This window comes from Kitasatospora sp. NPDC001540 (assembly GCF_042894345.1).
Lineage (GTDB): Bacteria > Actinomycetota > Actinomycetes > Streptomycetales > Streptomycetaceae > Kitasatospora > Kitasatospora phosalacinea_C.
Genome location: NZ_JBIAVO010000007.1, coordinates 66274 through 89589, shown reverse-complemented (window position 1 = coordinate 89589; position 23316 = coordinate 66274). Strand labels below are relative to the sequence as shown.

General features: G+C 74.2%; 20 protein-coding genes. 11 read left to right on the top strand and 9 right to left on the bottom strand.

The genetic code is table 11. The features are described from left to right. Positions 1–7: 7 nt before the first annotated feature. The gene (locus ACFY00_RS11725; RefSeq protein ID WP_388029993.1) at positions 8–781 is read left to right on the top strand and encodes an SDR family oxidoreductase; all 774 of its coding nucleotides are present in this window, start codon (positions 8–10) and stop codon (positions 779–781) included. Here ACFY00_RS11725 and ACFY00_RS11720 read toward each other — a convergent pair. Both ACFY00_RS11720 and ACFY00_RS11715 read right to left on the bottom strand, forming a co-directional pair. Continuing rightward, positions 741–1511, bottom strand: a complete 771-nt coding sequence (locus tag ACFY00_RS11720; RefSeq protein ID WP_388029992.1) for a hypothetical protein — start codon at positions 1509–1511, stop codon at positions 741–743. The two genes, ACFY00_RS11725 and ACFY00_RS11720, sit on opposite strands and share 41 nt — an antisense overlap. Before the next feature lie 130 nt (positions 1512–1641). After that, positions 1642–2778, bottom strand: coding sequence for a Cmx/CmrA family chloramphenicol efflux MFS transporter (locus tag ACFY00_RS11715; protein WP_388029989.1), 1137 nt, complete (start codon positions 2776–2778; stop codon positions 1642–1644). Positions 2779–3227: 449 nt separating this feature from the next. Between ACFY00_RS11715 and ACFY00_RS11710 the strand changes: the two genes are divergently transcribed. Further along, positions 3228–3521: a hypothetical protein gene (locus ACFY00_RS11710; RefSeq protein ID WP_388029987.1), complete on the top strand. Its 294-nt coding sequence runs from the start codon at positions 3228–3230 to the stop codon at positions 3519–3521. Between the two features lie 14 nt (positions 3522–3535). Here the strand turns inward: ACFY00_RS11710 and ACFY00_RS11705 are convergent, their stop codons facing one another. Both ACFY00_RS11705 and ACFY00_RS11700 read right to left on the bottom strand, forming a co-directional pair. Next, on the bottom strand, positions 3536–3934 hold the full coding sequence (locus tag ACFY00_RS11705) for a DUF1992 domain-containing protein (RefSeq protein WP_388029985.1): 399 nt from the start codon (positions 3932–3934) through the stop codon (positions 3536–3538). Between the two features lie 233 nt (positions 3935–4167). After that, entirely contained in the window at positions 4168–5184 is a 1017-nt protein-coding gene (locus ACFY00_RS11700; protein WP_388029984.1) for an ROK family protein, read from the bottom strand. A gap of 339 nt (positions 5185–5523) precedes the next feature. Between ACFY00_RS11700 and ACFY00_RS11695 the strand changes: the two genes are divergently transcribed. From ACFY00_RS11695 to ACFY00_RS11670, 6 genes are all read left to right on the top strand, one after another. Then, positions 5524–6834: an extracellular solute-binding protein gene (locus tag ACFY00_RS11695; protein ID WP_388029983.1), complete on the top strand. Its 1311-nt coding sequence runs from the start codon at positions 5524–5526 to the stop codon at positions 6832–6834. A 98-nt stretch (positions 6835–6932) separates the two neighbouring features. Beyond that, positions 6933–7907 (top strand): carbohydrate ABC transporter permease, encoded by a 975-nt coding sequence (locus tag ACFY00_RS11690; protein ID WP_388029981.1) that lies wholly within the window; start codon positions 6933–6935, stop codon positions 7905–7907. Positions 7908–7978: 71 nt separating this feature from the next. Next, positions 7979–8770 carry a carbohydrate ABC transporter permease gene (locus ACFY00_RS11685; protein WP_388030232.1) on the top strand — a complete coding sequence of 264 codons (792 nt, stop codon included), beginning with the start codon at positions 7979–7981 and terminating at the stop codon, positions 8768–8770. 62 nt (positions 8771–8832) lie between these two features. Further along, the gene (locus ACFY00_RS11680) at positions 8833–9870 is read left to right on the top strand and encodes a LacI family DNA-binding transcriptional regulator (RefSeq protein ID WP_388029978.1); all 1038 of its coding nucleotides are present in this window, start codon (positions 8833–8835) and stop codon (positions 9868–9870) included. Positions 9871–10087: 217 nt separating this feature from the next. Beyond that, the gene (locus tag ACFY00_RS11675) at positions 10088–10699 is read left to right on the top strand and encodes an SGNH/GDSL hydrolase family protein (protein WP_388029977.1); all 612 of its coding nucleotides are present in this window, start codon (positions 10088–10090) and stop codon (positions 10697–10699) included. Between the two features lie 120 nt (positions 10700–10819). Continuing rightward, on the top strand, positions 10820–11851 hold the full coding sequence (locus ACFY00_RS11670; protein ID WP_388029974.1) for a LacI family DNA-binding transcriptional regulator: 1032 nt from the start codon (positions 10820–10822) through the stop codon (positions 11849–11851). 142 nt (positions 11852–11993) lie between these two features. On the opposite strand, the gene ACFY00_RS11665 is transcribed toward ACFY00_RS11670, so the two are convergent. After that, on the bottom strand, positions 11994–12653 hold the full coding sequence (locus tag ACFY00_RS11665) for a hypothetical protein (protein WP_388029972.1): 660 nt from the start codon (positions 12651–12653) through the stop codon (positions 11994–11996). Positions 12654–12799: 146 nt separating this feature from the next. Here ACFY00_RS11665 and ACFY00_RS11660 point away from each other — a divergent pair, with 146 nt between their 5' ends. Continuing rightward, positions 12800–13816 carry a LacI family DNA-binding transcriptional regulator gene (locus tag ACFY00_RS11660; protein WP_388030229.1) on the top strand — a complete coding sequence of 339 codons (1017 nt, stop codon included), beginning with the start codon at positions 12800–12802 and terminating at the stop codon, positions 13814–13816. Positions 13817–13833: 17 nt separating this feature from the next. On the opposite strand, the gene ACFY00_RS11655 is transcribed toward ACFY00_RS11660, so the two are convergent. The 4 genes from ACFY00_RS11655 to ACFY00_RS11640 form a co-directional block, all read right to left on the bottom strand. Further along, entirely contained in the window at positions 13834–14238 is a 405-nt protein-coding gene (locus ACFY00_RS11655) for a hypothetical protein (RefSeq protein WP_388029970.1), read from the bottom strand. A gap of 112 nt (positions 14239–14350) precedes the next feature. Further along, positions 14351–14839 carry a hypothetical protein gene (locus ACFY00_RS11650; protein WP_388029968.1) on the bottom strand — a complete coding sequence of 163 codons (489 nt, stop codon included), beginning with the start codon at positions 14837–14839 and terminating at the stop codon, positions 14351–14353. 328 nt (positions 14840–15167) lie between these two features. Beyond that, on the bottom strand, positions 15168–17021 hold the full coding sequence (locus ACFY00_RS11645; RefSeq protein ID WP_388029966.1) for a hypothetical protein: 1854 nt from the start codon (positions 17019–17021) through the stop codon (positions 15168–15170). 511 nt (positions 17022–17532) lie between these two features. Continuing rightward, positions 17533–18585 (bottom strand): LacI family DNA-binding transcriptional regulator, encoded by a 1053-nt coding sequence (locus ACFY00_RS11640; protein ID WP_388029964.1) that lies wholly within the window; start codon positions 18583–18585, stop codon positions 17533–17535. Between the two features lie 296 nt (positions 18586–18881). Between ACFY00_RS11640 and ACFY00_RS11635 the strand changes: the two genes are divergently transcribed. Beyond that, complete coding sequence (locus ACFY00_RS11635) at positions 18882–20537, top strand: cellulose binding domain-containing protein (protein WP_388029961.1); 1656 nt, start codon at positions 18882–18884, stop codon at positions 20535–20537. A 284-nt stretch (positions 20538–20821) separates the two neighbouring features. Beyond that, complete coding sequence (locus ACFY00_RS11630) at positions 20822–23302, top strand: glycoside hydrolase family 2 protein (protein ID WP_388029958.1); 2481 nt, start codon at positions 20822–20824, stop codon at positions 23300–23302. The last annotated feature ends 14 nt before the right edge of the window (positions 23303–23316 follow it).

Below are 23316 nucleotides of genomic sequence, written 5' to 3'. Positions count from 1 at the left end.
GGCGGCCGTGAAGGAGACAACGGACCCTGCCGCCCGCCCCGTCGCCCTGGTCACCGGCGTCGGCCGGACGATCGGCATCGGCGCGGGCATCGCCGAGCGGCTCGCCGCCTCGGGGTGGGACATCGCCTACAGCTACTGGACGCCGTACGACGCCCGGATGCCCTGGGGCGTCGAGGACGGGGCGGTGGAGGCCGTCGGTGCGCTGATCGGCGCGCACGGGGCGCGGCACCTCGCGGTGCCCGCCGACCTGGCCGACCCGGCCGCGCCCGGGCGGCTGTTCGACCGGGTGGAGGCCGGGCTGGGGCCGGTCACCGCGCTGGTGATGAGCCACGCCGAATCCGTCGACTCCGGGCTGCTCGACACCACGGTGGAGAGCTTCGACCGGCACTTCGCGGTCAACGCCCGGGCGAGCTGGCTGCTGATCCGCGAGTTCGGCCTGCGCTTCACCGGCGCGTTCGGCACCGGCCGGATCGTCGCGCTGACCAGCGACCACACCGTCGGCAACCTCCCCTACGGGGCCAGCAAGGGCGCCCTGGACCGGATCACCCGCGCCGCCGCCCGCGAACTCGCCCACCTCGGCGTGACCGCCAACGCGGTCGACCCCGGCCCGACCGACACCGGCTGGATGAGCGAGGCCCACCGGGCCGACATGGCCGCGCACACCCCGTTGGGCCGGATCGGCACCCCGCGGGACGCCGCCCACCTGATCGACTTCCTCTGCTCGCCGCAGGGCCAGTGGGTCAACGGCCAACTCCTGCAGAGCAGTGGCGGGTTGAAGTAGCGGCGGGCCGAAGCGGCGAAGGGGCGGCGGGGTGGTCGGCGTCAGGCGGGCTGCTCGGTCGCGGCGCGCAACTCGCGCGTGCGGTCGGCGAGTTGCTCGGGCGTGAGCTCGCCGGTGCGGTCGGCCAGGGCGCCCAGGGTGCTGCCGTCCGCCCAGGAGCAGACCGCCGACTCCGCACCGGGATCGCCGATCCTCGCGCAGACGACCGTGCCGCCCAGCGGGCCCGGGGCGTAGGTCCGCTGCCGACCACCGGCGTGCCGTCCCGCAGCGAGCCGCCGGTCGGCGAGTAGCCGCCGAGCATCGCGGTCGCGGCCTGCGCGGCGTCCGGGAACGAGCCCTCCATCGCCACCGCCAGCAGCTCGCTCTCCCGCAGGCCGGTGGCGCCCGGCTGCCCGTACCCCTGCACCTGGACGACCCGCGGGACGTAGCGCCTGCTCCGCTGCGCCTCGTACTCGGCCCGGAGGGTGCGCAGGTCCTGGTCCTCGGCGACCCGGGGCAGGTTCGCGAACCCGGTCGGCAGCGCCACCCGGTGCTGGGTGATCTCCGAGTCCAGCGACCGGATCGCCAGGCACGCCACCAGCAGCACGGCCAGGCAGCCCGCCGTGACGCCGACCTGCCTCCGCGTCACCCGCCGGTGCCAGGGCGGCACCGGCTGCCCGCCCGCCGCCCAGATCGAGCGCAGGCTGTCGATCGACCGCGCTCTCTCCCGGTCCTGCTCGGTGCTCGGCACGGCGCCCCCTCGCATAGCGGAATGCAATCTTCCGGTTGATGTTCGCGAGCACTGTACCGGCGCCCCGGACCGGGCCGCCGCCGGGCCCGGGGTTCACGAACCGCCGCAGGTCGGGGTGGGCGCCGGTGGCTCAGCCGCGGGTCAGGGGACGGCCTACCGCCCCGAGCAGCAGCGCCACCGCGACCAGCGCCGCGGCCGCCCGGAACGGCCCGGTCGCGGACGGCAGGGTGGTGGCGGCCAGCAGTGGGCCGACGGCCGCGCCGAGGTTCAGCGCGGCCGTCGCGTACCCGCCCGCCATCGTCGGCGCGCCCGAGGCCTCGTACAGCGCCCGGGTGACCAGCGTCGCGCCGACCGCGAAGGACAGCGCGCCCAGCAGCAGGACCAGCGGCAGCAGCAGCGCCGGACGACCCGCGCACACCGCCAGCGCGGGCCAGCCGAGCAGCAGCAACGGGCCTCCCACACACAGGAGTTGACGGGACCAGGTGTCGGCCAGCCGCCCCGCCGCGCTCACCCCCAGGAAGGTGCCCGCGCCGAACAGCACCAGCACCACCGGCACCCAGCCCCGCCCCAGTCCCGCCGGGCCGGTCACCACCGGGGCCAGGAAGGTGAACGCGCCGAACGTCGCCGCGTTCACCAGCGCCGCCAGCAGCAGCGTCAACCACAGCCGCGGCCGGGCCAGTTGGGCCAGCTCGGCGCGCAACGCCGGAGCCCCGGACGCCTCCGCCCCGGCCGGGACGCCCAGCAGCACCCCGACCGCGGCCGGGACGCACAGCGCCGCCACCGCCCAGAACGCGGCCCGCCAGTCCAGCAGTTGGCCCAGCAGCGCCCCCGCCGGAACCCCCACGACGGTCGCCGCCGTCGTCCCCGACAGCAGCACCCCCACCGCCCGCCCCTTGCGGTCCGGCGCCACCAGCGCGGCCGCGGTGACCACCGCCAGCGCCAGGAACCCGGCGTTCGCCAGCGCCGCCACCACCCGGGTCGCGAACAGCACCGCGAACGACCCCGTCACCGCACCGACCGCGTGCGCCGCCGCGAACACCGCCACGAACCCGAACAACCCGGCCCGGCGCGGCCACCGCCGGGCCCACGCCGCCATCAGCGGCGCACCCGCCACCATCCCGAGCGCGAAGGCGGACGCGAGCGTGCCCGCCGCCTCGACCGACACGTCGAGACCGGCGGCGATCTCCGGCAGCAGACCGGCCGGGAGGAACTCCGAAGTACCCGTGGCGAACACCGCCAGGGCGAGCAAGTACAGGGCGAGAGGCATCGAACGCGACTCCGAGGTGAGGGGGAACGAAGAGGGACCTCGTCTCGGCACCACGGCCACCCCCGCCGCCCGACCGCCACCGGCACCCGCGACACCCGCGGCGCGCGGGCACGCGGGTGGGCCACCCGGCGCGCGGCGCACGGGAGTTCAGGCGTTCAGGGCTTCAGGACGTCCAGGGCTTCAGGGGGCTGACGGCGGAACCGAAAGCCCCCACCTCGTCCGACTCGGGACTCACCACGCCTCCCACCTTACCCACTCCTCGGTGCGCGACGGCGAGTTCGCCGGCCGGGAGGCGCGGGCGGCGGAGCCGGATGGGGGCCCGGCGGGGCGTCGGGCGCGGGCTGAGGGCGCGGGCTGAGAGCGCCGGGAACCGGGTGGAGGTGCCAACCGTTGGCCTCCGCACGGGAGTTCGGAGGCTTCCGTACCGGAAGCGGAGAAGGGGGAGAGTGATGCCGACAGGTGTCCCGTGGACGGCGGACGACGCGGTGGGCGGACCGGTGGATTCGGTGATCGCCGGGGTGCGGGCGGCCTTTCCCGACCTGGAGGTCAGACGGCTGCGGGTGAGCCACCCGGCGGACGACGACGACCTGTGGTTCCTCTCCCGCCCGGACACGCCCGAAGTCCAGCTGGAGACCGGTCCGGACCGGGCGCCGCCGTTCCTCGTCGAGTCCGACGCCGACCGCAGGGAGCCCGGGTCGGTCGACGAGGCCGTCCGGATCCTGTGCGACTGGCTGGTCGGTTGAGAGGACCGCGCGGTTCAGGGGTGGGTGTGGCGCCACTCGGCGACGGCCGTCTCGACGTCCACCGGGGCCAGACCCAGCGGGGGACCCTCGATCGGACGGCGCAGGGCGGCTTCGATGCGGGCGTTGGCCTCGGCGAGGCGGCTGCGCAGCAGGGGTTCGGTCGGGGCCAGCCGGGCGGTGTCCAGGGCCTCGCGGAGTTCGGCCCGCAGGGCGAGGGACGGCGGCAGGTAGGAGAGGCCCTCGCGCTCCATCTTCGCCCGGATCCACCACATCTCGTGGTACGGCTGGTGCTCGTCGGCCAGCGGCTTGCCCGTGCCCGGCAGGTCGTCGAACGCGCCGCGCTCGGCGGCCTCGCGGATCTGCCGGTCGACCCAGCTCTCGAAGGTCACGCCGGGGGGCTTGCGTTCCGTCATGCGGTGGTCCTCCCGTACCAGAGGGGGCGCCCAGCAGAAGGGTCGTCCTCCCGATCCTACGGGAGGGCCCGCCCGCCCGGCGGCCGGGGACGGGGGGTGCGGGAGGGCGGGGGCGCACCCGTGGAGGGGGGAGGGGCGCGCCCGGTTCTGCCCGCCCTCCCGCGTCCGGACCGGTGCGACCGGCCGCGGGCGCGGGAGGGGTCGACCGGGGGCGGGTGGGGGCGCGGCGGGGTTCAGGGGTGGGCGGGCACCCGGTGGAGGGTGAGGGCGGCGGCGCCGATCAGGCCGGCGTCGGTGCCGAGGCGGGCGGGGTGGAGGGCGAGGTGGCGGGTGAAGGCGAGGGTGGCGTAGCTGGTGAGGTGCCGGGCGAGCGGCTCGAAGAGCACGGACCCGGCGCGGGCGACGCCGCCGCCGATGACGGCCGCGTCGAGTTCGACCAGGGTGGCGGTGGCGGCGATGCCCGCGGCGAGGGCGCGGGCGGCCCGGTCGAAGGCGGCGAGGGCGAGCGGGTCGCCGTCGTGGGCGGCGCGGGCGACGGCGGTGGTGGTGGCGTCGCCGTCGGGGCCGGGGGTCCAGCCGAGTTCGGCGGCGGTGCGGGCGATGGCGGTGCCGGAGGCGAGGCCTTCGAGGCAGCCGCGTGAACCGCAGGGGCAGGGGCGGCCGTTGTAGTCGACGGTGATGTGGCCGAGGTGTCCGGCGTTGCCGGTGGTGCCGGGGTGCAGGGCGCCGTCGAGGACGAGTCCGGCGCCGACGCCGGTGGAGACGACCAGGCACAGGGCGTTGCGGTAGGGGCGGGCGGCGCCCTGCCAGTGCTCGGCGGCGGTCATCGCGACGGCGTCGCCGCCGAGGGTGACCGGCAGGTGGGCGGCGGCGGGGTGCCGGCCGGTCTCCTCCCGGAGCGGGAACTCGCGCCAGCCGGGGAGGTTGACGGGGCTGACGGTGCCGCGGGCGGTGTCGACGGGCCCGGCGCTGCCGATGCCGAGGGACTGGACGTGCTGCCAGTGGGGGTGGCGGGCGAGGTCGTCGAGGACGCGGTCGACGGCGGCCATCAGCTCGCGGTGGTCGCCGGTGGCGGGGGTGGGCACCTGGAGCCGGTGGTGCAGGGCGCCGTCGGTGCCCACCAGCCCTCCGGCGATCTTGGTGCCGCCGATGTCGAGGGCCGCGATCAGCGGCCCGGGGGCGGCGGCGCCGTCCGGCGGGGACCCGTGGGGTCCGGCTGCGGCGGTGGTACCGGCCATGTCGTAACTCATTGTGACGTCTCCGCTGGTGTGGCAAGGGAGCGCCACGGTGCTGGGCAGGGCGCTGCCGGATCGTACCCGGTGATTCTCGCCCGCCTTGACAACGTTGTCCAGCGATTCCCGGTCGCGGTCCGATAACGAAGCCTGGTGTGCCAGATGGTTAAGCAAACTTTTAGTAAATGCAGCCTTGCTCGGCAACAGAACTCGTGGATATCAATGTTGACCGCTCTATGGACATGGCCGTGATGTGACGTCTACGTTAAGCAGCCGAGCAGCCCGGAAGGTCGATCACGCCCTGTCGGCTGTCGCTTCCCCCCGTCATACGGACGATCAGCGTGAAGGATGAGCGAGATGCGCAGAGGATGGCTGGCCGTCGGGGCCGCTTCCATGGTGGTGCTCACTGCCTGTAGCGGCAGTGGTGGTGGCGGGACGTCCGCCGCGCCGGCGGTGAACTCCGATCCGACGAAGGTCACGGGCTCGATCACCGTGCTGACCAACCGCACCGACCAGGTGGGCGACGGCACGCTCGACAGGTACGCCGCGGAGTTCGCCAAGCTCTACCCGAACGTCAAGGTGAAGTTCGAGGCGATGAAGGACTACGAGGGCGAAGTCAAGATCCGCATGAACACCGAGAACTACGGTGACGTGCTGCCGATCCCCTCCGACCTGTCCATCGCCCAGCTTCCCAACTTCTTCTCCTCGCTGGGCAGTTCGGACGAGCTGTCGAAGACCTACCAGTGGACCGACTACGGCACCGTCGACGGCAAGGTCTACGGCATCGCCAACTTCGGCACCGTCACCGGCTTCGTCTACAACAAGAAGGTCTGGGCGGACGCGGGCGTCACCGCCTGGCCGAAGACCCCCGAGGAGTTCCTCGCCGACCTGAAGGCCGTCAAGGCCAAGGGCCAGGCCGTCCCGTACTACACCAACTACCACGACGGCTGGCCGCTGCGGCAGTGGACCGACGCGATCGGCTCGCCGTCCTGCGACGAGGGCGCCAAGGACGCGCTGGCGACCGCCGCGCAGCCCTGGAGCGCGGGCAGCGACCTGTACACCGTCGACAGCCTGGTGTACTCGATCGTCGAGCAGAAGCTCGCCGAGGACGACCCGACCACCACCAACTGGGACCAGTCCAAGGTGCTGCTGGGCACCGGCAAGATCGGCACGATGTACCTGGGCTCCTGGTCGGTCTCCCAGATGCGCGACGCGGCGACCAAGGCGGGCGCCAACCCGGACGACATCGGCTACATGCCCTTCCCGTCCACCTCGGGCAAGGCGTGCACCGTCCTGCAGCCGGACTACAAGTACGGCATCAACAAGCACTCCAAGAACCAGGAAGCCGCCCGGGCCTGGCTGGAGTGGTACATCACCAAGTCCGGCGCGGCGCAGGCCGAGCAGGGCATCTCCTCGGTCAAGGGCGCCGAACTGCCCGCCACCCTCAAGCCGTTCACCGAGCAGGGCGTGCAGCTGATCGGGCAGAAGCAGGACAAGTCCGCCACCGTCAAGAAGATCGACAAGGGTGCGGAGATCAACCTCGACGCCCCCGACTACCGGCAGAAGCTGGTCGACATCGCCCGCGGCGCCGCCCCCGGCGACCGGGACGGCTACTTCGCCGAGCTCAACAAGAAGTGGTCCCAGGCCCAGAAGACCGTCAACGGCTGACCTCACCGGCCCAGTTGGCCGAGCAGTACGGCGCGGCGCGGCCGGTCCCCACCGGCCGCGCCGCCCACCGGGCGCCAGGACGCGAGAAGGAACGGAAGATGACTGCACTGCAGAGGGACCGGGGCGCCGGAAAGCCCCCCGCGCAGGCCGCGGCGGAGGGCGGGGCCGCCCCGGCCGACCGGCGCCGCGCCCCCCGGCGCAAGGCCGTGCGCCGCCACTGGTGGTTCACGCCGTGGCTGTACCTGCTGGTACCGCTGGCGTTCCTGGTGACGTTCACGTACCTGCCGATCGGGGACATGATCGGCTACAGCTTCACCGACTGGGACGGGATCAGCCCGGAGCGCGACAACGTCGGCCTGAAGAACTACACCGACCTGTTCACCCGGCCCGAGCTGTTCAAGGTCTTCCTGGTCTCCGGCGTCTACCTGGTCGCCGCGGTGCTGCAGATCGCGCTGGCCCTGTACTTCGCCACCGTACTGAGCTTCAACACCCGCTTCCGGAACCTGTTCAAGGGCATCCTGTTCTTCCCGTACCTGATCAACGGCGTGGCGATCGGCTTCGTCTTCCTGTTCTTCTTCCAGCCGCACGGCACCCTGGACTCGCTGCTGTCGCTGGTCGGCGTGCACGGCAAGCACCAGTGGCTCGGCGACCCGGACCTGGTCAACAAGTCGCTGGCCGGCGTGTCGGTGTGGCGCTACACCGGGTTGAACCTGGTGCTGTTCCTGGGCGCCATCCAGTCCATCCCGCCGCACCTGTACGAGGCCGCCTCGCTGGACGGCGCCAACCGCTGGCAACAGTTCCGGCACATCATCGCGCCGAGCATCAAGCCGGTGATCAGCCTCAGCGCGATCCTGGCGGTCTCCGGCTCGCTCGCCGTCTTCGAGATCCCGTACATCATGACCGGCGGCGCCAACGGCTCGCAGACCTTCGTCATCCAGAGCATCAACATGGCGTTCAAGTTCGACAAGTTCGGCCTCGCCTCGGCCAGTGCCGTCGTGCTGATCGTCCTGATCCTGCTCGTCACCTGGATCCAGCGCCGCCTGGTGCCGGAGGAGAGGGTGGAACTGTCGTGACCACCAATGCCGTTGCGAACCGTCGCCGCCGCTTCCACGCCCGCAGCGCGGCCGCGTCCGGCGCCAAGTACCTGTCGCTGGTGCTGGCCAGCGCCGTGGTGCTGGTGCCGCTGCTGGTGATCCTGTTCACCTCGCTGAAGACCCGCAAGGAGGCCCTGAGCACCGGGCCGCTGGACCTGCCCGCCGACTGGTCCAACTTCGAGAACTTCCGGATCGCCTTCACCCAGGGCCACATGCTGCCCGCCTTCCTGAACACCGGGATCATCCTGCTGGTGTCCGTCACCGGCACCGTGCTGATCGGCTCGATGACCGCCTACGCCATCGACCGCTTCGAGTTCCGGCTCAAGAAGCTGGTGATGGCCGCGTTCCTGCTCGCCAGCCTGGTGCCGTCGGTGACCACCCAGGTCGCCACCTTCCGGATCGTCAACGACCTCGGCGCGTTCAACAGCCGCTGGGCGCCGATCCTGCTCTACCTGGGCACCGACATCATCTCCATCTACATCTTCCTGCAGTTCATCCGCTCCATCCCGGTCTCGCTCGACGAGGCGGCCCGGCTCGACGGCGCGAACTCCTTCACCATCTACCGGCGGATCATCCTGCCGATGCTCAAGCCCGCCGTCGCCACCGTGGTGATCGTCAAGGGGGTGACGGTGTACAACGACTTCTTCATCCCGTTCCTGTACATGCCCTCCACCGACCTGGGCACCATCTCCACCTCGCTGTTCCGCTTCCAGGGCCCGTTCGGCGTCAACTGGGAGATCATCTCGGCCGGGGCGATCCTGGTGATCCTCCCCACCCTGGTCGTCTTCCTCGCCCTGCAGCGCCTCATCTACGCCGGCTTCGCGGCCGGCTCCACCAAGTGACACCGGGCGGGCCGCCGCACCGGGGGGAACGGGCGGCGGGCGGGGCCGCGGGAGGGGGAGCGGTGAGCGGACGCGTGACCATCCGGGAGGTCGCCGCCCTCGCCGGGGTCTCGGCCGGGGCCGTCTCGCTCGCGCTGAACGACCGGCCCGGGGTGTCCGCGTCCACCCGGGAGCGGATCCGGGCCGCGGCCGAGCAGCTCGGCTGGGTGCCCAGCCAGGCCGCCCGCAGCCTGGCCCGGCTCACGCCCGGCAGCGACACCGTCGGACTGGTCGTCACCCGCCCGGCCCGCCAACTCGGCCTGGAACCTTTCTACATGGAGTTCGTCTCCGGCATCCAGAGCGTGCTGGAGGAACGCTCCGCGACCCTGCTGCTGCGGCTGGTCCGCGACCGGGAGCAGGAACTCGCCGTGCACCGCGCCTGGTGGCGCACCCGCCGGGTCAGCGGCGCCGTCCTGGTCGACCTCACCGAGGCCGACCCGCGGATCCCCGCCCTCGCCGCACTCGGCATGCCGACCGTCGCGGCGGGCCACCCCGGCCTGGCCGGAGGGGAGTCGGCCGCCGTCTGGACCGACGACTCGGCCGCCGTCGAGGACGCCGTCCGCTACCTCGCGATGCTCGGCCACCGCCGGATCGCCCGGGTCGGCGGCGACCCCGACCTCGGCCACACCGCGATCCGCACCAGGGCACTGGCCGCCGTCGCCGCACAGCTCGGACTGGAGCCGCCGCGCAGCGTCCCCACCGACTTCTCCGGCCGGGCCGGGGCCCGGGCCACCCGGATGCTGCTGGCCTCCGCCCACCGCCCCACCGCGATCATCTACGACAACGACATCATGGCCGTCGCGGGCATCTCGGTCGCCGCCGAGTTCGGCCTGCACGTCCCCGCCGACCTGTCCCTGATCGCCTGGGACGACTCCCAGCTGTGCCGCCTCACCCACCCCGCGCTGTCCGCGATGAGCCACGACGTGCACGGCTACGGCGCCCTGGTCGCCCGCACCCTGTTCGACGTCATCGAGCGCCGCGGCACCCCCGCCGGACCGGCGCCCACGCCCGTCCTCGTCCCGCGCGGCAGCAGCGCCCCGCCGACCCGCCCCCTCCCGTAGACTCCCGACCCGTCCCCGACCCCCTCCGAGGGTGCGGAAGTCCGCGGCCGGGCCGGGCGCCGCGGTCCCGCCGGAACGGCGGCATGCTCGTGGGGCGACGGGGAACGCGCTCGTCCGTTGATCCGTCCGCCCGTCCGTTGATCCGCCCGTCCGCCCGTCCGCCCGCCGCCCGGTGACCGTCGGCCCGGGCGGCGGGCCCCCGCGCGAGGAGAGCCGCATGCAGCCCGCCGCCACCGTCCTGTTCCAGGGCGACAGCATCACCGACGCCGGACGCGACCGCGCCCGCCCCGACGACCTCGGCCGCGGCTACGCGGCCATGGTCGCCGCCGCGCTGCCCGGCACCCCGACCGTCCTCAACCGCGGCATCGGCGGGAACCGCCTCGTCGACCTGCGCGCGCGCTGGGACGCCGACACCCTCGCCCACCGGCCGGACCTGGTCTCGCTGCTGATCGGCGTCAACGACACCTGGCGCCAGTACGACAGCGGGCTGCACAGCCCCGTCGACGCCTGGGAGGACGCGTACCGGGAACTGCTGCACCGCCTGCACGACCACTGCGCCCCCCGACTCGTCCTGATCGAGCCCTTCCTCGTCCCCGTCACCGCCGAGCAGTGGGCCTGGCGCGCGGACCTCGACGCGCGCATCCAGGCCGTCCGCCGCCTCGCCGCCGAGCACGACGCCCTGCTGCTCGCCGCCGACGGCCTGCTCAACCAGGCCGCCCGCACCGCGGGCGACCCCGCCCGGATCGTCCTCGACGGCGTCCACCCCACCACCCTCGGCCACCGCCTGCTCGCCGACGCCTGGCTGGCCCTGGTCACCGACGGGGCGTGAACCCGGCCGCCGTCTGGGCGCAGCGGACCCTGGGCTGAACGCGGCGCCCGGCGGCCGGAAGCGGACGGGGGAGGGGGCGGGCGTGCCGGGTGGGGTGGTGGGCGCACTATTCTCCCTGGCATGACCAGCCGCCCCGTCAGCAGCTCGCGCAGTGCCCGGCCGACGATGAAGGACGTCGCGGCGGCCGCCGGGGTCGGGCTGAAGACGGTCTCCCGGGTCGTGAACGGCGAGAGCGGCGTGACCCCCGAGATGGCGGCCCGGGTGCGGGTCGCGATCGAGGCGCTCGGGTTCCGGCGCAACGACAGCGCCCGGCTGCTGCGCACCGGCCGCACCGCCAGCGTCGCCCTGCTGCTGGAGGACATCAGCGACCCGTTCTCCTCCGCGCTCTCCCGGGCCGTCGAACAGGTCGCCGCCGCCGAGGGCTGCCTGCTGTTCACCGGCTCCAGTGCCGAGGACCCGGCGCGGGAACGGGAGTTGGCGCTCGCCTTCTGCGCCCGCCGGGTCGACGGGCTGATCGTCGTCCCGGCCGGGGACGACCACCGCTACCTGCTGCCCGAGATCGAGTCCGGCACGCCCGTGGTCTTCCTGGACCGCCCCGGCGCGGGCATCGACGCCGACGCCGTCCTCAGCGACAACGCGGGCGGCGCGCAGGCCGGCACCGCCCACCTGATCGCCCACGGCCACCGCCGGATCGGCTTCATCGGCGACCAGCCCACCATCCACACCGCCGCCGAACGCGTCCGTGGCTACCGCACGGCGATGGCCGAGGCCGGACTGCCCGTCGACGAGCGCTGGATCGACTGCGGCCCCACCGACCGCGCCCGGGTCGCCGCCGCCGTCCACCGCCTCACCAGCGGCCCCGAGGCCGTCACCGCCCTGTTCGCCGCCAACAACCGCGTCACCCTCGCCGCCCTGCACCACCTCCCCGCCGACCGGCGCCCCGCCCTGGTCGGCTTCGACGACCTCGAGCTCGCCGACCTCCTGACCCCCGGCCTCACCGTCGTCGCCCAGGACCCGGTCGCCCTCGGCGCCCTCGCCGCCCGCCGCCTCTTCGACCGCCTCGCGGGCGAGAGTTCGCCTCCGGCGCGGCTGGAGATCCCGACGCTGCTCATCCCGCGCGGCTCGGGCGAGACACCGCCCGGCGGGCACTGACCGACCGGGTGCACCGCCGTTGCGCGTCGGGGCTTCCGGTTCCGTTCGAGACACGCGGCAGTACGGGCCTTCGCCGGGCTCCGGCCGTCAGCAGTACGGCCCGGCCGTTCCCCGGGCCCCGGTGGTGCGTGCCCGCCGTCCTTCACGTCCGGTAGACCGTGTCCAGCCAGTGGCGCCGTTCCTCGTCGAGGAGGCGGGGCGGCAGGGTGGCGATCCAGGCGGCGACCTCGGGGCCGACCGGGAGTTCGCCGTAGAAGCCGAGGCGGAGGTCGGGGAGCCGGTTGAAGTACAGCCAGTCGTCGATGGTGCGGATGAGGTGCCGCTCGGAGGTCGGGGTGCGGGTCTCGGACCAGGCGGTGAGCCAGGGGGTGACGGTGCCGGTGGCGACGGCCAGGGTCTCCAGGACGTCGGCGGCGCTCGCGCCGGGGTCGGCGAGGGCGACGGGCCACCAGGCGTCCAGGACGTCCCGGACGAGTTCGGCGCGGTGCCAGGAGGTCCAGTCGGCGGCGACCAGCCGGGAGGCGATCAGCGGACTGTCGATGTGCAGCGTGCCGGTGGTCAACTGCCGTAGTACGCGCGGGGCGAGGCGGCGGTAGAGGGTGGGGAAGTCGTCCCAGTGGTCGGGGTTCTTCGCGGCGACCGAGTGCAGCAGCCGGTCCGGGATCAGGTCGGGCGGACCGGAGAGGACGGCCAACTGCTCGTCGGTGTAGCAGTGTCCGCAGCCGTCGACCGCCGGCCCGGGGCGGGCGGTGCGGCCGAGGGCGTCCAGGGCGTGGTGCAGGCGCTGCTGCGCGGTCGTCATGCCGGGTCCCCCGCTGGGTACTCCGCCGGGCCCACCCGGCGAAGGGAGCGACGCTACCAGGAGCCGACGCGCCGTCCGGCAGCGGGGACCTGACAGGATGGGGACCCGCAGGTGGCGGCTACGGAGTGGACGGGGTGAGCGGCAGGATGCAGCGCCGGGTGACGATCCGGGACGTGGCGGCCCGGGCCGGGGTGTCGGCCGGTGCGGTCTCGCTGGCCCTCAACGACCGGCCGGGCGTCTCCGACGCGACGCGGCGGCGGATCGTCGAGGCGGCCCGCGAACTCGGCTGGTCGCCGAACCTCGCGGCCCGCTCGCTCGCCCGGGGCGACCGGGTGCACACCGTCGGCATGGCGCTGACCCGGGGCGGGGCCGGGCTCGACCAGGTGCAGATGGCGCTGATCGGCGGCATCGAGCAGGTCCTCGCGGAGCGGCCGTGCGCGCTGCTGCTGCACACCGTCCCGGACCGGGACGCGGAGATCGCGCTGTACCGGCAGTGGTGGCAGTCCGGGCGGGTCAACGGGTCGGTGCTGGTCGGCGTGGTCGCCGACGACCCCCGGCTGGAGCCCGTGCACAGGCTCGGCATGCCCGCCGTCGCGGTCAGCCAGCCCGCGCTGTCCGGCCCGTTCCCCGCCGTGTGGACCGACGACGACGCCGCGATCGCCGAGGCCGTCCGCTACCTCGCCCTGCTCGGCCACCGCCGGATCGCCCACGTCACCGGCCCCGCGCCGCTCGGCCGCACCCTGCTGCGCGGCGAGGCCTTCGCGGCGACCGCCGCCCAGCTCCCCGGCGTCACCGCCCGCACCCTCCCCACCGACCTCTCCGCGCACGCGGGCGCCCGGGCCACCCGCACCCTGCTGACGGCCGCCGACCGGCCCACCGCGATCGTCTACGACAACGACCTGATGGCCGTCGCCGCGATCGCCGTCGCCGGGGAACTCGGGCTGCGCGTCCCGCAGGACGTCTCGCTGGTCGCCTGGGACGACTCCGACCTGTGCCGGATCACCCGCCCCCAGCTCTCCGCCCTCAGCCACGACCCGTTCGCGGTCGGCGAGGAGGTCGCCCGCTGCCTGCTGGAACTCGTCGACGAGGGCCGCGCCCCGTCCCGCCCGGCCGGCACGCCGGTGCTGGTGCCGCGCGGCAGCACCGGGCCCGCGCCGTCCTGAGCGACGGGGAGGGTCCGTCAGTCGCGCTGCCGTTCGGAGGTGCGCCGGGTCAGGGCCCCGCAGACGACGCCCGTCAGCAGGAAGAGGGCGGTGAGGGCCGCGGCGGTGCCGAGCAGCCGCGGTTCCCACGGGTCGGGCGGGGCGGTCCGGTCCGGGTGCAGGGCCGGGTGCAGGCCGACCGCCGCGGCGACCGGCCCGGCGAGGAGCGCCGCCAGCAGCAGCGGGAACCGGCGCGGGCGGGCGTGGCCGAGCAGCAGGCCCAGGGGGAGGGCGGGCACCAGGACCAGCAGGGGGAAGGCGGTCAGCGTCGGTGCGCCGGACAGCCGCGGGCCCAGGGCGGCGAGCCCGACCCAGAGCGCGCAGAGGCTCCAGGCGGGGCCCGGGCGGCTCGTCCGGTGGCGGCGTTCGGGTGCGGTCGGCATCGGTCCCCCTGCGGTGTGCGGCTCCCGGCGGGAGCGGCGTGCCGCCAGCATACTGAACGCGTTCAATTTGACGGCTCCCCGGCCCCCGGCTCCCGGCTCCCGGCTCCCCGGCTCACGGCCCGGGCGGCGTCCAGAGCACCCTGACCCGGTCGGCGGCCGCGTCGTACCCGAGCAGCGGCTCCGTGCCGCCGCCCTCGGGGTAGAGCGGGACCGACTTGCCCAGCCGCCGTCCGATCGCGGACAGGAAGTCGCACAGCACGTCCAGCCGTTCCTGGCCCTGGAGTTCGCGCAGGTCGACGTCGAAGTCGATCTCCTCGTCGGAGAGGAAGCGGAAGATCGCGCAGACCTCCGGACTCGGCCGCACCAGCAGGGACGGGCACTCGGCGTCGTCCGGGCGGGACAGCACGGCCTCGGCCCGCGGCAGCGGCAGCACCGTGTCGCCCTCGCGGTACTCGTGGGCCCAGCCCCGTCGTTCGACCAGGTCGAGGACGGCCTGCCAGTCCGCCGTCGTCGTCCCCGCGACGAACACGTCGGGCAGGCAGCCCCCTTCGGAGGGGTCGAGCAGCCACGCGGTCAGGTCGTCCCACGCCAGGTCGGTCATCCCGCCATCCTGCCCGCCGGGGCACCGCCCGGCCGAACGGATTTACCGGGCCGGGCGCCTCGGCGGGCGGCGGGGCGCGGGCGGTGGCGAGCAGTACGGCCGGGGTGGGCGGGGCGGCTGTCCGTGGACCCGCTGCGGCGGGTGCCGGTGCGGCCCGCGCCGCCGGAGGCCGCGCTGCGGCGTACCGCCCGGCCGCTGCGCCTCCGGCTCGTCGGGCACGCCGGGGCCTCCTCGGTGCCCGAACCGCCCCCGGAACTCGACGACTCGGGAAGGCTTCCGGTCGAGTCCCGGGCGCGCCGGGGTGGTTGAGGGCCAGAGGCCGGCGGGGTCAGGTGCGCAGCAGGGCGAGGGCGAGGGCGCGGGCCCGGTAGTCGGGCAGGCCGCCGCCGGAGTGGCCGAGGGGGTCGTCGGTCAGCAGGCGGTGCGGGGAGAAGGCCAGGCCGCGCAGGAACGGGCGGGCCTCCTCGGGGAGCCGGGGCAGGGCGGCGAGCAGCGGCAGGGCGTCCAGGACGTTCCGGTCCGGGGCGAGTTGGGCGATCAGGTCGGCGGCGGGCAGCCCCGGGTCGCCGGCGATGCGGTGGTGCGCCCGGGCCGCAGCCAGCCGGACGTACGGGCGGCGGCTGCCGAGCAGCGGGACGACCAGCGGGAGCAGTGGTGCCGCGGCGGCCCCGAGCGGCGCCAACTCGTCCAGCGCCCAAGGGGGTTGGTCGTCGGCGAGCAGGTCGGGGAAGACCCGGAGCACCTCCGTGAGGTCCCCGGTCAGCCGGTGCAGCGCGACGGCGGCCGCCGCCCGCAGCGCCCCGTCCTCCGCGCGCGTCGACTCCCGTAGCAGGACGGCGAGTTCGGCGGGGGCGGTGGCGGCCGTGGTGCGCCCCAGCGCGCGGGCGGCCTGCACGGCGGCCCGGCCCTCGCGCAGGCAGGCGAGCAGTTCGGGGGTGCCGCCGCCGAGCAGGTCGAGCGTCCCGACAAGTCTCCGGCTCTCGTACTCGTCGCTGTCGGCCGCCAGTCGGCGGGAGGTCAGCGCGCGCAGCCGCGGGCGCTCCCGGGCGGGCAGCAGGCGGGCCGCCTCCGCGAGCAGCGCGGCCTCGGGGCGGCCCGGCAGCAGGTCGAGGACGCCCGGGACGCGGGCCCGGACCAGGCCGAGCAGGGCGGCGGGATCACGGTCCAGGTGGGCGCGCAGGGCGTCCAGCAGGGCGGCGGGCGGGGTGCGCAGGTGCTCGATCCAGTGCGCGGCGGTGCGCAGCAGGTGGCCCGGGTCCTCGTGGTGGTGGGGGAGCGCGGCCGACACCAGGTCGAGCACCGCGGCCTCGCGGTCGCGCCAGACCTCGACGACCGCCTCGGCCAGCCAACTGCCCTGGTGGCGATCGGTTCCGGCCCCGTCCCCGTCGGCGATCCAGCGTCCCGCGACCGCCAGCGCCGCGTCCGGGTCGTCCAGCAGCAGTTCGTGCAGGTGCGTGTCCGGGCTGCCGGTGACCGGCCACGGGATGCCCGGGCCGTCCGAGGCCCCGTCGGCGGCGAACACCGCGACCGCCTGCGCCGGGTACGGCGGCCCGTGCCGCTCCGCGACCAGCACCGCCGAGACCTGCCGGACCTCGGCCGACGGGCTGTCCAGGAAAGCCAGTTCGCACCCGAGCCGGTCCAGCGCCACCAGCGCGTCGGCCCGGACCGACGGCGAGGCGTCCGCCTGGTGCAACCCGCCCACCAGCTCGGCCAGTTCGTCCCGCTGCGCCTGCGGCAGCAGGTCGGCGACCGCGGCCACCACCCGCAGCGCGAGCTGCCGGGTCTCCTCCTCCGGATCCGCCAGGCACGGCAGCAGCCAGGGCAGCACCCGCTCCAACGCGCGGCAGACCGCGGCCGTCGCGCTCCCGGCCCAGCGCGGGGCGGCGAGCTCCTCCGACTCGTGCTCCGCCATCAGGAACAGCAGCGCCAGCGCGTCGTTCCGGCCCGCCGCCAGCGGGGCGTGCAGCGCCGCGTGCGCCAGGAACGGGACGGCGGCGGCCGACGCCGAGTAGACGCTGCCCTGGTGGCAGACGGCGCCGACCAGCTCGTACTGCGCCTCCTCGACCGCCGCCGGGTCCTGCCCGTACAGCCCGGCCAGCAGCTCGGGCAGGTCCTCCGCCGAGCCGTACGCGTGCTCCAGCGCCGACCAGTCGACCCGGTCGAGTTCGGCGGGCGGTCTCATGCTGCGTGTCCCCTCGGTCGGTTCGGGCCCGGACCCGACCCTATCGTCGCCGCTCCGGCGCGTCCGGGGTCTTCCGGCAGCCGGGCCAACTCCATTGGTCCGTCGGCGGATCGGCCGCGGCGCACGGCGTCCGGAAGCCGTCCCCGGAAGGAACACCCGCCGCCCGTGCGCACATCGTCGAGAACCCCGCAGCTCCTGCGGACGTGCTGCTGCGGTTGCTCTCCGAGGAAGCCTCGTGCGTCTGGAAGCCCCTGGCCCGGGGGCCGCTGCCCGATCGGGTCGTCGACGCGATCGTGACCTCGCCGCACGGGCGGGTGGTGGAACTGCTCGGGGACGAGGAGTCGCAGACCTCGATCCGGGCGGCGGCCGATCCGACGCTGCCGCCGTCCCTCATGCACCGACTGCTCGACGCCGCAGGGATTCCCCGGGCTGCCCGCCGAGGTCCGGCGGGTGACGGCTGTTCAGGGCGGTCGACGCCGGGCCGGGGGGCGTCCCGGTCCGCGGGGTCGGGTCAGCGGGTGGGCGGGGCGGCGGTGGAGCCGCGCGGGGTGAGCTGGGGGGCCTGGTCCTCGTAGCCGTCGACGGGGCGGCCCGCGACGAGGTCGAGGAGGGTGCGGGCGGCGTGGGCGCCGTAGGCGTGGATGTCGCGGGTGAGGGCGGTGAGCGGGGGGCGGACGACCTGGACGAGGGGGGAGTCGTCCCAGGCGACCAGGGAGAGGTCCCGGGGGACGGAGAGGCCGAGTTCCTGGGCGACGGACAGGCCGGCGACGGCGGTGATGTCGTTGTCGTAGAGGATCGCGGTGGGGCGGGCGGGGGAGAGCAGCAGGCGGCGGGTGGCGCGGGCGCCCTCCTCGCCGGTGTAGTCGGTGTGGACGGTGGGCGGCGCGTCCAGGCCGAGGTCGGCGCAGGCGGCGGTGAAGGCCTCGTCGCGGATGGCGGTGTGGACCAGGCCGGTGAGTCCGGCGACGCGGCCGACCCGGCGGTGGCCGAGGGCGGCGAGGTACTCCACGGTCTCGCGGACGGCGGCGGCGTCGTCGGACCAGACGGGCGTGAGCCTCCCGGAGCCGGAGGGGTGCCCGATCACCACGGTGGGCAGGCCCATCTCCTCCAGGGCGGGCACCCGGGCGTCGTCGCGGCGCAGGTCGACCAGGATCGCGCCGTCGATGTGGCGCTCGCCCCACCAGCGGCGGTACGCCTCCAGGCCGCGTTCGTGGTCGGAGACGACCTGGAGGGCGAGCGAGTAGGAGGCGTCGGAGAGGACCTTCTCGATGCCGCCGATGAGTTCCATGAAGAAGGGTTCGGTGCCGAGCATCCGGGCGGGCCGGCAGAGCGCGAGGCCGACGGCGGCGGCCTTGGCGCCGCTGAGGGCGCGGGCGGCGCTGTTGCGGACGAAGCCGAGCTCCTCGGCGACGGCGGCGATCTTCGCGCGGGTGGCGTCCGAGACGCCGGGTTGACCGTTCAAGGCGTTGGAGACGGAGACCTTGGACACGCCCACGATCCTGGCGATGTCGGCGATGGTCGGCCGCTTCGCCGGCGGGCTCTGCTGCTGGGACACCTGCTCCACGGAACCTTTCAGGACTGCTCGTCGACCGCCCGTCGACCGTTCTGGTGCCGGACGCGGACCTGTTGTGCCCCCTCAAGCTACTACGCGCGCCCCCGCCCGCTGTAGCCCGGCGCTCCCGTGGGGAGTGGGTCGGCAGCGAACGGTTAACCGGCTGTTGACAACGATGTCGAGCCGCTCGTACGGTCTTCACGCCTTAATCGGTTAATAGCCGATCGGGCAGGCCGCTGGACGCCTGCCCCGCGCAAGAGGAGCACCTCCCACCCCCACCCCCCCCACCCGGGACGAAAGGCACTCGCGTGAACCCGAGACTCCAGCACCACCGCCCCCGCACCTCCGCCAAGCGCCTGGCGCCGATGGCCCTGCTGCTCGCCGCGTCCGTCGCCGCGACCGGGCTGACCCTCGGCCGGGCCGACACCGCACAGGCGGCCGGGGCGGACTCGTTCGCGACCCGCTGCGGCACGCACTTCTGCCTGGACGGCAAGGAGTACTACTTCGCGGGCACCAACACCTACGACCTGTTCACCTACGGCTCGGCGTCCGGCGACACCGAGACGCAGTTCATGGACAAGGCCCGGATCGACGCCCAGTTCGCCAACCTGCGGGCCGACAAGGTCGACGTGGTGCGGCTGTGGATGTTCAGCCACGAGAACTGGCACGGCTTCGAGAAGTCCAAGGGCGTCTACGACGAGCAGGAGTTCGCCCAGTTCGACTACATCGTCCAGTCCGCCAAGGCGCACGGCATCCGGCTCGTCCCGGTCTTCGAGAACTACTGGGAGGCGTACGGCGGCATCGACACCCGCCTGCAGTGGGAGGGCCTCTCCGGCGGCCAGCCCGGCCGGGCCGCGTTCTTCGACAAGTCCCGCTGCCCGGGCTGCTTCACCTCGTACAAGAACTACGTCTCGTACGCGCTGAACCGGGTCAACCACTACAGCGGCGTCAAGTACAAGGACGACCCGACCATCTTCGCCTGGGACCTGATGAACGAACCCCGGTACGAGGGCCAGAGCGCCGCCGAGAACGTCAACGGGACGACGCTGCGCGCCTGGGTGGACGAGATGGGCGCGTTCGTGAAGTCGATCGACTCCAAGCACCTGCTGGGCGTCGGCCTGGAGGGCCACGGCAGCAACTACGGCTTCGGCGGGGACGAGGGCAACCCCTTCGTCCACGTGCAGCAGTCGCCGTACCTCGACTACACCTCCGCGCACCCGTACCCGACCGAGTCCTGGGCGAACCTGAGCCTCGACCAGACCAAGGCGCTGATCCGCTCGTGGATCGCCGACTCGCACGACAAGGTCGGAAAGCCGTTCTTCATGGGCGAGTTCAACGTCCACAACGTCGACCGCTCGGCCTGGTGGGGGCAGATCTACCCCGACTTCGAGGCCGCGGGCGGCGACGGCAGCGCGTTCTGGTGGTACGCGGACCGCAGCGTGGACGGGAAGTTCGGGGTGATGGCCGGGGCGCCCGAACTGTCGGTGTTCCGGGCTCACTCGGACCGGATGCGCGCCAAGTCGGGCCTGAACGGCGGGACTTCGAGCCCGACGCCGACGGGCGGCGCGAGCCCGAGCGCGAGTGCCAGCGCGTCCGCGAGCCCGTCCTCGTCCGCCAGCGCCAGCGCCAGTGTGCCGACCGGGAGTTGTGCGGTGCACTACGGACTGTCGGACTGGGGCAGCACCTTCAACGGCGACGTGACGGTGAGGAACACCGGCAGCGCGCCGGTCAACGGCTGGCGGGTGGCGTTCTCGTTCCCCGGTGACCAGAAGGTCACCACCATGTGGAACGCGGTGCCGGTGCAGACCGGCAGGCAGGTGGTGGCGAGCAACCCGGCCTCGTACAACACGGTGATCCCGGCCGGCGGCAGCGTCAACTTCGGCTTCAGCGGCACCTCCAGCGTGGGCACCAACGGCGTTCCGGCCATCTTCACGCTCAACGGCCAGCCCTGCGGCATGTACTGACGTACCGTCAGTTCACTCGGGCCCGAGGCGGCGGGCGTGCCCAGCCGACCGGTCCGTCTGATGAACCGGTAAACCTGCTGCCCCATCCAGCGCGCCCGTGGCTGATGGGGCAGCAGTGCCGTTTTCGGTCTTTCCGGCAGCTAGCAGTGGAGTTGACGGGCACTGAAACCCATCAAGCCATTCACGTAACCGGTTTATGGACAGGGTCGCTCCGGCGGGTTACGGTTCTGCTCGCGCCGCAAACCCGACCACCGGTCCGGCCGAACGACCAAGGAGCCGCACGCATGAAGGACACCACCCCGCTCGACCAGGGCTGGAGCCTGCACCACGAAGGGAACCGGCTGCCCGCCACCGTCCCGGGCTGCGTCCACACCGACCTGCTGGACGCCGGGCTGATCCCCGACCCCTTCCTGGACGCCAACGAGCGGGAGGTGGCCTGGGTCAGCCGCCGCGACTGGACCTACACGCTGGAACTGCCCGCCCACGGCAGCCGCCACGAGCGCACCGACCTGGTCTTCGACGGCCTCGACACCGCAGCCACCGTCACCCTCGGCGGCACCGAGCTCGGCTCCACCCGCAACATGCACCGCCGCCACCGCTTCGACGCCACCGGCCTGGACGGCGAGCTGCGGGTCGCCTTCACCAGCGCCTACACCGAGGCCGAACGCGTCCGCGCCCTGGTCGGCGACCGGCCCAACGTCTACCCCGAGCCGTTCCAGTACATCCGCAAGACGGCCAGCAGCTTCGGCTGGGACTGGGGCCCCACCCTGCCCGGCGCGGGCATCTGGAAGCCCGCCCGGCTGGAGCACTGGTCCACCGCCCGGATCGCCGAGGTCCGCCCGCTGGTCACCGTCGACGGCAGCACCGGCCGGGTCAAGCTCCACGTCACCCTGGAGCGCACCGCCACCGGCACCGGCCGCCCGCTCACCCTGCGCGCCTCGGTGGCCGGGGCCCGCGCCGAGACCGTCACCGACGGCGACCGCGCCGTCCTCACCCTGGAGGCCCCCGACGTCGCCCGGTGGTGGCCCCGCGGCTACGGCGAGCAGCCCCGCTACGACCTCGCCCTCACCCTGGCCGACACCGGGACCGGCGGCGACGGCCCGCTCGACACCTGGCAGCGCCGGATCGGCTTCCGCACCGTCGAACTGCGCCGCACCCCCGACGCCACCGGCACCCCCTTCACCCTGGTCGTCAACGGCGAGCCGCTGTTCGTCCGCGGCGCCAACTGGATCCCCGACGACACCCTGATCACCCGCGTCACCCCCGCCCGCTACCGCCACCGCCTCCAGCAGGCCGCCGACGCCAACATCGACCTGATCCGGGTCTGGGGCGGCGGCGTCTACGAGCAGGAGGCCTTCTACGAGACCTGCGACGAACTCGGCCTGCTGGTCTGGCAGGACTTCCTGTTCGCCTGCTCCGCCTACCCCGAGGAGCAGCCGCTGCGCGGCGAGATCGAGGCCGAGGCCCGCGACAACGTGGTGCGCCTGATGCCGCACCCCTCGCTGGTGCTGTGGAACGGCAACAACGAGAACCTGTGGGGCTTCCGCGACTGGGGCTGGGAGGAGGAGCTCAAGGGCGACCGCGCGGGGGGCGACTCCTGGGGCGAGGGCTACTACCTCGGCCTGCTGCCCCGGATCGTCGCCGAACTCGACCCCACCCGCCCGTACGCGGCCGGCAGCCCCTGGTCCGGCAGTTGGGACCACCACCCCAACGACGTCGACCACGGCACCCACCACTCCTGGGAGGTCTGGAACCGCCAGGACTTCGCCGAGTACCGCGCCAGCGTCCCCCGCTTCGTCGCCGAGTTCGGCTGGCAGGCCCCGCCCGCCTACGCCACCCTGCGCCGCGCCCTGCCGACCGAGGAACTCGCCGCCGACTCGCCCGGCATGCTGCACCACCAGAAGGCCGAGGACGGCAACGGCAAGCTCGACCGCGGCGTCGCACGGCACTTCGAACCGCCCACCGGCCCCGGCGCGTTCGACCGCTGGCACTACCTCACCCAACTCGTCCAGGCCCGCGCGGTCGCCACCGGCATCGAACACTGGCGCTCGCACTGGCCGCACTGCACCGGCACCGTCGTCTGGCAGCTCAACGACTGCTGGCCGGTCTCCTCCTGGGCCGCCGTCGACGGCGACGGGCGGCTCAAGCCGCTCCACCACGAACTGCGCCGCCTGTACGCCGACCGGCTGCTCACCCTGCAGCCCGCCGACCGCGACGGCGCCCCCCGGATCGCCCTGGTCAACCAGTCCGCCGAGGCCTGGACCACCGCGCTGCGCCTGCGCCGCCTGGACGCCGACGGCCAGGTGCGCGCCGAGACCACCGTCGAGCTCACCGCCGACCCCCGGAGCGTGCGCCGGCTCCCCGTCCCCGACGGGCTGCTGCCCGCCGACGGCTCCGACAAGGAGTACCTGGTCGCGGACGCGGACGGCCTGCGCGCCGTGCACTTCCCCGTCCCCGACAAGGACTTCGCCTACCCGCGGCCGGAGTTCGACCTGGCCGTCGCGACGGCCGGGGACGGCGCCCTCGAGGTGGCCGTCACCGCCCGCACCCTCGTCCGCGACCTGCTGCTGCAGGCCGACCGGATCGACCCGGCCGCCGCCGCCGACCGCGGCCTGACCACCCTGCTGCCCGGCGAGCGCACCACCGTCCGGGTGCACGGCCTCACCGGCACGCCGACCGCCGAACAGGTCCGGGCGGCCGTCTTCTGCGTCGAGCCCGCCGGAACGGCCGAACCCGCCGGAACGGCTGGAACGGCCGGGCGGTAGCGCGGCGTCGGTGC